The 10534-nt window shown below is 51.0% G+C and carries 9 protein-coding genes; 7 read left to right on the top strand and 2 right to left on the bottom strand.

Going from position 1 to position 10534, the window contains the following annotated elements:
* The 5 genes from ACEQ15_RS02865 to ACEQ15_RS02845 all read left to right on the top strand — a co-directional run.
* A partial coding sequence (locus ACEQ15_RS02865; RefSeq protein ID WP_370277524.1) for a molybdopterin oxidoreductase family protein occupies window positions 1–2270 on the top strand: 2270 nt, incomplete at its 5' end.
* Between the two features lie 21 nt (window positions 2271–2291).
* The gene (locus ACEQ15_RS02860; protein ID WP_370277523.1) at window positions 2292–2981 is read left to right on the top strand and encodes a 4Fe-4S dicluster domain-containing protein; all 690 of its coding nucleotides are present in this window, start codon (window positions 2292–2294) and stop codon (window positions 2979–2981) included.
* 135 nt (window positions 2982–3116) lie between these two features.
* Window positions 3117–4046 (top strand): dimethyl sulfoxide reductase anchor subunit family protein, encoded by a 930-nt coding sequence (locus ACEQ15_RS02855; protein WP_370277522.1) that lies wholly within the window; start codon window positions 3117–3119, stop codon window positions 4044–4046.
* 124 nt (window positions 4047–4170) lie between these two features.
* The gene (locus ACEQ15_RS02850) at window positions 4171–5535 is read left to right on the top strand and encodes an NAD-dependent succinate-semialdehyde dehydrogenase (protein WP_370277521.1); all 1365 of its coding nucleotides are present in this window, start codon (window positions 4171–4173) and stop codon (window positions 5533–5535) included.
* A 504-nt stretch (window positions 5536–6039) separates the two neighbouring features.
* Window positions 6040–7872, top strand: a complete 1833-nt coding sequence (locus tag ACEQ15_RS02845) for an NACHT domain-containing NTPase (protein ID WP_370277520.1) — start codon at window positions 6040–6042, stop codon at window positions 7870–7872.
* 94 nt (window positions 7873–7966) lie between these two features.
* On the opposite strand, the gene ACEQ15_RS02840 is transcribed toward ACEQ15_RS02845, so the two are convergent.
* Entirely contained in the window at window positions 7967–8566 is a 600-nt protein-coding gene (locus tag ACEQ15_RS02840) for a LysE family translocator (protein WP_370277519.1), read from the bottom strand.
* A 97-nt stretch (window positions 8567–8663) separates the two neighbouring features.
* On the opposite strand from ACEQ15_RS02840, the gene ACEQ15_RS02835 reads away from it, so the two are divergent.
* Both ACEQ15_RS02835 and ACEQ15_RS02830 read left to right on the top strand, forming a co-directional pair.
* Complete coding sequence (locus ACEQ15_RS02835; protein ID WP_370277518.1) at window positions 8664–9548, top strand: LysR family transcriptional regulator; 885 nt, start codon at window positions 8664–8666, stop codon at window positions 9546–9548.
* Window positions 9541–10146 (top strand): GDSL-type esterase/lipase family protein, encoded by a 606-nt coding sequence (locus ACEQ15_RS02830; protein ID WP_370277517.1) that lies wholly within the window; start codon window positions 9541–9543, stop codon window positions 10144–10146. The genes ACEQ15_RS02835 and ACEQ15_RS02830 overlap by 8 nt, the downstream gene beginning before the upstream one ends.
* 18 nt (window positions 10147–10164) lie before the next feature.
* On the opposite strand, the gene ACEQ15_RS02825 is transcribed toward ACEQ15_RS02830, so the two are convergent.
* Window positions 10165–10534 (bottom strand): helix-turn-helix domain-containing protein (locus ACEQ15_RS02825; protein WP_370277516.1); only part of this gene is annotated, 370 nt, incomplete at its 5' end.

Genomic DNA, 10534 nt, shown 5'->3' with positions numbered 1-10534 from the left:
GTTACCAGGCGATTGCAGACGAGTGGGTTGCGATCCGCCCAGGTACCGATGCGGTGCTGGCTCTGTCCATGGTTCACGTGCTGCTGAAAAACCAGCTGGTGGATGAAGAGTTCCTGATCCGTTACACCAACTCTCCGCAGCTGGTTGTAAACACGCCGGGACAGAAGGGCGACGGCCTGTTCTACCGTGCCCCTGCGCCAGAGGGACAAGTAGGTGAGCCTCAGGTATGGGATCTGGTAAAAGAAGAGTTCGTGGACGCGAACCTGCCGGACATCAACCCAGCGCTGTTTGGTGAGTTCACCATGCCAGACGGCACTCCTGTTCGTACTGCGATGAACATCATGCTCGAGAAATACCTCGACGATCAGTACGCACCGGAAAACTCTGCTAAAGAGTGTGGCGTTAAAGCAGAAGATATCGAACGTATGGCGCTGGAGATGGCGCACGTAGCGTTCAAAGAATCCATCACCATCGACGTAGAGTGGACCGACTGGGCGGGTCGCAAGCAGGACAAGTTTATCGGTCGTCCGGTATCCATGCACGCAATGCGTGGTATCTCCGCACACTCCAACGGTTTCCAGACCTGCCGTGCTATCCACCTGCTGCAGGTACTGCTGGGTACTATCGACTGCCCTGGGGGCCACCTGGCGAAGCCACCGTTCCCGAAACACGTGCCACCAGGCATCAAGCCAGCGAAAGATATGGCGCCAAACACGCCGCTGAAATCACCACCACTGGGCTTCCCAACCTGCCCTGAAGATCTGGTGATCAACGAAGACGGCAGTCCGAAACGTATCGATAAGGCGTACAGCTGGGATGCACCGATCTCCTGTCACGGTCTGATGCACATGGTGATCAGCAACGCGGTGAAAGGCGATCCGTACGAGATCGACACCCTGATGCTGTTCATGGCGAATATGGCGTGGAACTCCTCCATGAACACCGCGCAGACCATCGATATGCTGTGCGAGAAGAAGGACAACGGCGAGTACAAGATCCCGTTCATCGTCTGCTCCGATGCGTTCAACTCTGAGATGGTGGCGTTCTCTGATCTGGTTCTGCCAGACACCACCTACCTGGAGCGTTACGACACCATCTCCATGCTGGACCGTCCGATCTCCGAGCCTCATGCGGCTTGTGACTCCGTACGTATCCCAGTGATCCAGCCAGATCGCGATGTAATGAGCTGGCAGGAAGTGATGGTAGAGATGGCCGGTCGTCTGGGCTTCCCGGCGTTCTCCACACCTGAAGGCGAGCGCAAGTACGAAGGCTACAAAGACTTCATCGTTAACTTCGAGAAAGAACCGGGCATCGGCTTCCTGGCGGGTTACCGCGGTAAGGATGGCGAAAAATCTCTGCGCGGTGAGCCAAACCCTCGTCAGTGGGAAGCGTACGCGGAGAACGAAGGTTTCTTCGAGATGCACCTGGACCTGAACCAGCGTTACATGCGTCACGCCAACCTGGATTACCTGACTCTGGCGAAAGAAGCCGCTTGGGTCGGTTCTACCAAGCAGATCGTGATCGAACTGTACTCCGAGAAGCTGCAGACGTTCCGTCTGGCAGGCCAGGGCCTGTACGACGGTCCGATGCCAACCGAAGAGCACCACAAAGAGCGTCTGGTGAAATACTTCGATCCGCTGCCGTTCTACTACATGCCACTGGAAGAACAGCGCATCGATCGCGACGAATACCCGTTCCACGCGGTAAACCAGCGTCCGATGTTCATGTACCACAGCTGGGATAGCCAGAACGCTTGGCTGCGTCAGATCATGTCCCAGAACTACCTGTTCATGAACCGTGTAGCTGGCGAGAAAATGGGTATCGAGGATCTGTCTTGGGTGTGGGTAGAATCCCACAACGGCAAGATCCGTGTTCAGGTGAAACTGATGGAAGGTACCAACGAACAGACCGTTTGGACCTGGAACGCAATCGCGAAACGTGGCGGTGCATGGGGTCTGTCTGACGATGCGAATGAAGCGACTGATGGCTTCCTGATGAACCACCTGATCTCCGAACTGTTGCCTCAAAAGGGCGACAAAGAGGACCGTGTTACCAACTCCGACCCTGTGACCGGACAGGCCGCATGGTACGACCTGCGTGTGAAGATCACACCGGCCGCACCGGGCGAAACCGGCACATGGCCAGCATTCAGCGCGCTGAAACCGCAGCCGAATGCGAAGCCTTCACCGGATATGTTGAGCTACACGTCCCACGAAAACGTCAACCTGAAGCGCCCGATGTCAGACATCCTGACTCGTGGCGAGAAGTAACAGCAGACGGAGAATAAAAAGATGAAATTAGGTCTGGTTGTTGATCTCGACACCTGCGTAGGCTGCCACGGCTGCGCGACAGCATGTAAGCAGTGGAACACCTCTGGCACCATCGGGCCGCTGTCGGATGAGAATCCGTACGGTAAAGATCCGAACGGCGCGTGGTTGAACCGTATCCGTACCTACGAGGTGGATGATCACCCGAACTCGAAGACGGTGAACATGCCGATGTCCTGCATGCACTGCGACAACGCAGCGTGTGTGACCGTATGTCCGACTGGCGCATCTTACAAGCGTGAAGAAGACGGCATCGTACTGGTCGATCAGGACAAGTGCATGGGCTGTAACCTGTGTTCCTGGGCTTGCCCTTACGGCGCACGTGAACTGGATCCACATCAGGGCACGATGAAGAAATGTACCCTGTGTGTGGACCGCATCTACGACGAGCGTCTGCCTGAAGATGAGCGTAAGCCAGCATGTGTTATGACCTGTCCGACCAAGTCCCGTGTATTCGGTGACTTCGACGATCCAAACTCTGAAGTAAGCAAGCTGGTACGTGATCGTGCCGGTAAGCAGCTGATGCCAGAGTTGGGTTACGAGCCGGTAAACACCTACCTGCCACCACGTAACAAGCCTGTTGTTGAGACTTACGAGCCGAAGTCCATCAAGGCAACCGTGAAAGGCTGGGTGAACAAGGTCATCGCCCGATAAGACGCGGAGTGGGGCGCTGTTGCCGCAGCGCTCCAAGAGTTCGCAAAAAACAACAATAAAGTTTTGCCGGTTTTAGTAGCACCGGCATGCCGGGCCTCTCCACTGGCCCGGCAACCTTATTACGGAGACGTTACTATGCATCCGGCTTTTTCAGTACTTGTATTTACTGTGATGTCAGGGGCGGGTTACGGCCTGATCACTCTGATGGTTCTGGGTCACCTGCTGGGCTTGCCTCAGCTGCAGGACAGCACCGTGTTGCTGTCTGGCGGTGTCCTGGGCTTTGTTCTAATCAGCGGTGGTCTGCTGTCTTCCACGCTGCACTTGGCAAACCCAAAAAACGCATGGCGTTCTTTCAGTCGTTTCAAAACTTCATGGCTGTCCCGCGAGGCGGTATTTGCTGTGCTGTTCTACCCATTTGTGCTGGCGTACCTGGCAAACGTGTGGTTCAACGGCGCTGAAGTGAACGGTACTGCAGTAGTTGCCGGTTACGGCGCTGCAGCGCTGGCAATGGTTACTCTGTTCTGCACCAGCATGATCTACGCGAGCCTGAAAACCATCCGTCAGTGGAACACCTCTCTGACGCCGGTTAACTACATTGCTTTGGGTCTGATGTCCGGTTCCCTGCTGCTGGCAGCGGTACAGGCATCTGTAGCGGGCGATCTGTCCTCTGTGCTGCACAACCTGGCGATCGGTCTGGTTGTTCTTGGCGCAGCCGTAAAACTGATCTACCTGTTCTGGATCGGTAAACCTGCGGGCAGCACCATCAACACCGCAACTGGTTTTACCCAGGCAAGTGTTCGTCTGCTGGACCAGGGCCACACCGCGAACGGCTTCCTGAATAACGAATTCGGTTACACCGTTGAAGCAAACCGTCTGATGCGCCTGCGTGTTCTGATGGTTGGCATCGCATTTGTGCTTCCTTTCCTGCTGTTGTTGACCAGCAGCGCCGGACTGCTGGCACTGGCGGCAATTCTGACTATTATTGGTCTTCTGGTTGAACGTTGGTTGTTCTTCGCTGAAGCACGTCACGTGGTACGTTTGTTCCACGGCGATCAGCGTGTCTGATATCTGAAGTAAGACAACACACGAACAAGAGCGCCGGCTTGGGTAAAAACCTAACCCGGCGCTTTTCTGGTATTTGGCCTGCGCGGAAAATCGGTTTCGCAGCAGAGTAGGAAGGAGCTTTATCTTGAACTTTGAAACACGTAATCCTGCTACCGGTGAACTGATCGAACAGTTCGACTTTCTGACCGACAATCAGCTTGAGCAACGTCTTGAGTCTGCTTCTCAGGCTGCTGAAGCTTGGGGTTGCACCTCTTTCGCCGAGCGATCCAAATTGCTGCACACGCTGGGCAACTTGGTAACCGAACGCCGTCAGGAACTGGCGGAAGTTATCTCCCTGGAGATGGGTAAATTGCTGCCCGAAGCACTGGGTGAAGTTGATAAGTGCGCGCTGGCCTGTGGTTTCTACGCGGACAACGCCGAAGGCATGCTGCAGGACGACCTGATCGAAACCCCAGCACGCCGCAGTCTGGTGACTTACGAGCCACTGGGTCTGGTCTTTGCGATCATGCCGTGGAACTTCCCATTGTGGCAGGTATTCCGTTGCATGGTGCCAGCACTGATGGCGGGTAACGGCATCATTCTGAAACACGCGCCAAATGTACCGCGCTGTGCCAAAGCCGTTGAAACCCTGATGCGTGACGCCGGTGCACCAGAAGGCCTGATGACCGAAGTCACCATCTCCGTTGATCAGGCCGCTCGTGTCATTGCCGACCACCGTGTAAACGGCGTTGCCTTTACCGGAAGTGAAGGTGCGGGTCGTAAGATCGCGGCGCTGGCGGGCCAGAATCTGAAGAAAGCGGTACTGGAGCTGGGTGGTTCCGATCCACTGATCGTACTGGATGACGCTGACCTGGAAGCAGCGATGGACGTGGCTATGCGCGCACGTTTCAGCAACGCCGGTCAGATCTGTATCGCCTCCAAGCGTTTCCTGGTTGTACCAAGCCGTATTGGCGAATTCACCGAAATGCTGGTTGAACGTACCAAAGCGCTGAAAACCGGTAACCCACTGGATGCCTCTACTACATTGGCGCCAATGGCCCGTGGTGATCTGCGTGATCAGGTACATGCACAAGTACAGCAGTCTATTTCAGAAGGTGCTCGCGCGCTGACCGGCTGCGAAATCGTAGAAGGTGAAGGTTACTTCTACGCTCCATCCGTATTGGATAACGTGAAGCTGGGCATGACCGCATTCAATGAAGAGATCTTCGGCCCGGTTGCAGCTGTCGTAGCTGTTCGTGACGAAGCCGATGCGATTGCTCAGGCGAATGCAACCCGCTTCGGTCTGGGAGCCAGCGTATGGACCCAGGATCTGGAGAAGGGCGAAGCCTTTCTGCGTCAGCTGGATGTTGGTGCAGGTTTCGTCAACGCACAGGTCGCCAGCGATATCCGTATGCCGTTCGGCGGCACCAAAGCATCCGGCCTCGGCCGCGAGCTGGGTGTGAACGGTATCCGCGAGTTCTGTAACAGCAAATCTGTCTGGATCGCGTAAGAGACACTCACCATGGCTAATGCGTACAAAAATAACAATGACACGCTAATGACCTGGGATATCTTCCAACATCAGGAGCAGCGCATGATGCGCTCACATGCAGGTCATGAGGAACGTGCGGATGAGTACAGAACACAAGGGCTGGCCCAAGTGCAATCCCAAGTGCAGTCCGGTACCCCTCCGAGTGCCAATCGCTGATAGCTGATTTTCGAAGTAGAAAAGGCCACCTGACTGAGGTGGCTTTTTTGTATTCGAGTTACCCGTGTAGGTTTGTCATCGCAAGGCGATGCCTAACATGTTGGGCACCACTTCGCGGTGGCCAACCTACGCGTTCCCAGGCTCTGCTTGGGAATGCATAGATCTCATCTATGCATCTACCCTATGGGCTCCCATGCGGAGCATGGGAGCTAGACATTACTTAAAAAAATTCTTCTTATCTTCAATATACAGAACAACGTGTATTAACATATCAACGTGATTGCTTTCTACGAAGGAGATATGTGAATGGACGCGATTATCAGTGCTGCGGTTCGACCGGTGCTTGCTGAAGTTTCAAGAAGAACGATCAGCAGTGTAATCGACTTTTTTGCTGAGAAAAAAGGACTTTATGATCTCCAGCACTACAAAAATAACTATTTAGATTACTGCGCTGGTGCCCTCCAGGTTAAAACACTTGTATCCGTTGATAAGGTTTTTCATGTTGATGATATATTCGTCTCTTTGGATGTAAGAAAAGCGGGTACGAAAACCCGTATAGCGATCAATGATATTACGACGCTTGATAATCATAGGGTATTACTTATTAAAGGGCTGGCGGGACAAGGAAAGTCTACAATACTCAGGAAAGTCTTATCTAATAACTCAAAGAACCTTCAGCGGTTACCTATATTTTATGAGTTAAAAAACTACAAGGGCGAACCAATTGAAGAAGCTATTTCCAAAGGCCTTAAATCTGCAGGGGTAGATCTCACCGAGTATGCAGTGAAAAAACTATTCTCCAGCAGCAATGTAAAGGTTTATTTAGATGCTTTTGATGAGGTAAAGCCGCAGTACAGGTCGATGCTGTTGGATGACATTCGGCGTCTTGTCAACGCATTTCAGTGCCATGTGGTATGTACTACCCGACCAGACACAGAAATTGATTCTTTATCTGAGTTTGAAACATATATAATGTGCGAACTGTCGGAGAAGCAGATTTTTGGCATTATAGACAAGATGTCAGTCGATGCTGATAAAGCTGATGAACTTCAAAGTGCGCTAAAGCATAGCCCATTTCATAAGTCCAAAGACTCTATCCTAAAATCGCCGATACTGGTTGTGCTGTTTTGTATTAGCTATAATATTGGGGAAGAAATCCCAAGCACGCTTTCTCAATTTTACTCAAATATATTTGACGCTGTATTTCATCGTCATGACAATATAAAGGGAAAGGTGAATAGAATTCGACACTGGAATGATAATCGTCGTATATATCGACTTATCTTTGAGTGTTTGTGTTTTATCTCTCAGCGAGCTGGGGCAGGAAGTTTTGATGAAGATTCTCTTGTTCGGTTCATATCTGAGGCTTTGTTGTACCTGGATGAAGACCCCAAAGCGGCAAGCAAAGCGCGCGAAGAGCTTGTAGCGATTACTAATCTAATAATCGAGGATGGATTTAATGAATACCGTTATGTTCATAAATCTATACAAGAGTTCTTTGCTGCCTCATTTGTTGTTTCTATGCCATATAAAAAGAAGGTTGGATTTTACAGGAAATGCTTTAAGGAATTTGAGTTTTACACGTTATTCATGAACACTTTGTTCTTTTTGGAAGAGCTTGATTACTATGATTATTACGGGCATGGTTTTGTCCCAGCTGTGTCTGAGGTGTTCTCTCTTCCGATGGCGAAAATAACTGAAGATATAGAGTTTTCAGCTGGCATAGTAGGTGACTTCTTACAGAACATGCATGCGAGAGTTAGCTTAACGTCATATAGGTCTAAGGGTAAAGAGACTGTTGAAGTGGATATCAGCAGATTCATGTTAGAAAGTGATAGTACTAGACCGGTTCTCCTGCACTTGATATTTGGCTTCTGTTCCGATCACATTGAGCTAACATTAAATGAGACAGAGTGGGCCGAGCTCTCTTTACTCAAGGGAAAAAAGATAGGCGATGGTGTTTATGATGTGCCTTTAGGGACGTACTTTGAAAGATTGAGAAAGGATCCTTTGCGAGAAACAAATGATCTCCTGATGCTTGGTTTTAATGTCTTGATTAGACGAGATTATGATACGGCGGTCGAAAAATTGGCTAGTCGAGATAAGTCACTTAGTGGAATGGATTACTTCGACTTCTAAATAATTTTTAAGGCGATATAAATATTTTCGGAACGATGGATAGTGATAAGTTGATTGTCCTAGCTTATCACTACTAATCTTCTTAACAAATATATCATGCGTAATATGACTGCATATATAAAAGATATATCGAAATCAGAATTAGAACCGCTCCCATCATTTGATTGAAAACCTGTAGTTTACGTTCTTCACTAATGTATTTACTAATTCGGGACCCCAGCACCGCCCAGCTGCTTACTGACGCATAACAGATCACGAAGTACAGGATCGAGAAAACCATCAGTGCCTCGTAAGACGCGGACAGGTTAAACGCAGACACCCCAGCAAGACAGGCGATCCAGGCCTTCGGATTAAGCAGCTGCAATGCGGCACCCTGAAGGAAAGTGGGGCGGTTCTGGCGTTTTATCTCTACATCGCCATCCGAAGTGGCGATCTTGTAACCCATGTAGCAGATAAAGCCGGAGCCGATATAACCCAGTATTGCCATCAGCTCAGTGTTTTCAGCGGCGACCTGTCCAACACCCAGTCCAATGAACAGCAGCAGGATCGAAAACCCGACGGTGGCACCAGCAACAAAAGGCATCGCACTGCGTACGCCATGATTGACGCCGGTTGAGAGTGTAATCAGGTTTACCGGACCGGGTGAGATAGACATTGAGAGGGAAAACAAACACATCGCTAATATTACGGACATTACTTAATCTCCTTTGAAGAATACGCCCAGTCTATTACGATGGAGGGTGTTTAATTAGATAGGCTAATTGGATTTCATTGTTCGAACAGGTGCTGCAATGATCGATGATCTCAAAGCAATCGCTATATTCGCTGAGATGGCAAAACAGGGCTCTTTCCGTGGAGCCGCTAAAACGTTGGGATTATCGCCATCAGTGGTAAGTTACCATGTTGGGCAGCTGGAGCAACGGGTTGGTACTGCGCTGATCTATCGCTCGACACGCAAGCTGTCGCTGACCCATGAAGGCCAGGTGTTGTATGAACATGCGAAAGCGATGATCGATGCGGCAGAAAGTGGTCTGAGTGAGATCGCAGGTGAGACGGCAGAGCCCCAGGGCAAGCTGACAGTCACGCTACCATCGCTAGTTGCGCGTGGACCTCTGAACACGCGTATAGCAGAATTCTGTAAACGCTACCCAGGCATTATGCTTAACCTGATCTACACCGATACCCGGCAGGATCTGATCGCCAACGGCATCGATCTGGCGATCCGCGCGGGTAATATGCCGGACAGTAGCCTTAAATCACGGCGCATCGGAGGGATCGAGCGAAAACTGGTGTGCTCGGCGGAGTATTATGAATCGCGACAGCCGCCGCGATCGCCAAAAGATTTGGAAACCTGGGACTGGATTAGGCTGTCGATGCTGTCTCTCCGTCGCGTGCTGATTGGTCCTAAGGGGGAACGTGTACCGGTCGAGTTTGAAAGCAGGGTGTTTGTGGATGCGGTGGAGGCGTCAACGCAGTTTGCGATTCTCGGCATTGGCCTGGCAACACCGCCGTCTTTCCTTGTTGAAGAGGAGCTACGTACTGGAGTGCTTGTTGATCCGCTGCCTGAGTGGCAAGTCGAGCCAATTCCGATCTACGCCGTATGGCCCCAGAATGCATCGATGAACAATAACCTTAAGCTGCTTTTAGCAGATCTAACGGATAGCAAGGATGACTAAGGATTTAAGAATCTGCTTCGTGGGTGATTCGTTTGTAAACGGCACCGGCGATGAAACCAAGCTTGGCTGGACCGGGCGGGTATGTGCCGCGCTGGAAGCCAGCGATTCGGATTTGGAGGTTACGTTTTATAACCTGGGCGTTCGACGTGATACGAGCGAAGATATCCGACGCCGGTTTAATCAGGAGATCTCAGCACGTCTTCAAGCCGGTTTCGACACACTGGTGGTTTTTTCCTTTGGGGTGAACGATACAACGATCGAAAATGGTGTTTTGCGCGTCGATTCGGAGCGGAGTATTGATAATACACGGGCGCTATTGCTTGAGGTGGCAGAACAGCATCCGGTACTGATGGTAGGACCGCCACCCATTGCCGATGAAGAACAAAACAACCGCATACAGGCACTGGATACGGAATTTGCGCAGTTATGCTCAGAGCTCAATGTGCCTTATCTGTCGGTATTTGATGGATTGGTCTGCAATCCAGTATGGCGTGAAGAGGTGACATCTAACGACGGTGCACATCCGCATTCAGCAGGATACAGCATACTATCAGAGCGATTGCTCTCATGGGATGTTTGGGAGGCATTGGTTACCTAAGCTCAGGCTTACCTTCGATTACCTTGCAGGTTGTTCCAGGCACTTCAGATACTGGCCCGGCGTCAGGCCAACAACCTGTTTAAATTCGCGATTGAAGTGGGCCTGATCGAAGTAGCCCGCGTTTAGCGCAGCGTCGGTTAACGATATATTGCCCTCCGCTTTGCGCAGAGCGGAACGGGCAAGATTGACGCGTAACAACCGACTGTAATGCTTCGGGCTAATTCCGACCCATTGTTTGAACAGGCGCTCTAGCCCATATTTTTCATGAAGGTATATACGAAAACGGCTGAAAGCCCTATGGTTATTGGTGTCTATACAATTCCCACAAGCCATCAGCCGTTTACAAAATGGTACCACATACTTTTCAATTTTCATCCCTTTCCCGCCG

Source organism: Pontibacterium sp., from assembly GCF_964228735.1.
Lineage (GTDB): Bacteria > Pseudomonadota > Gammaproteobacteria > Pseudomonadales > Balneatricaceae > Pontibacterium.
This window is presented reverse-complemented; position numbering and strand designations above follow the sequence as displayed.

Excerpts from the sequence above, each read along its gene's own strand:
- ACEQ15_RS02840 (WP_370277519.1), bottom strand. The coding sequence starts at position 8,566 with ATGTCCGTAATATTAGCGATGTGTTTGTTTTCCCTCTCAATGTCTATC.
- ACEQ15_RS02830 (WP_370277517.1), top strand. The coding sequence starts at position 9,541 with ATGACTAAGGATTTAAGAATCTGCTTCGTGGGTGATTCGTTTGTAAAC.
- ACEQ15_RS02835 (WP_370277518.1), top strand. The coding sequence starts at position 8,664 with ATGATCGATGATCTCAAAGCAATCGCTATATTCGCTGAGATGGCAAAA.
- ACEQ15_RS02860 (WP_370277523.1), top strand. The coding sequence starts at position 2,292 with ATGAAATTAGGTCTGGTTGTTGATCTCGACACCTGCGTAGGCTGCCAC.
- ACEQ15_RS02845 (WP_370277520.1), top strand. The coding sequence starts at position 6,040 with ATGGACGCGATTATCAGTGCTGCGGTTCGACCGGTGCTTGCTGAAGTT.
- ACEQ15_RS02855 (WP_370277522.1), top strand. The coding sequence starts at position 3,117 with ATGCATCCGGCTTTTTCAGTACTTGTATTTACTGTGATGTCAGGGGCG.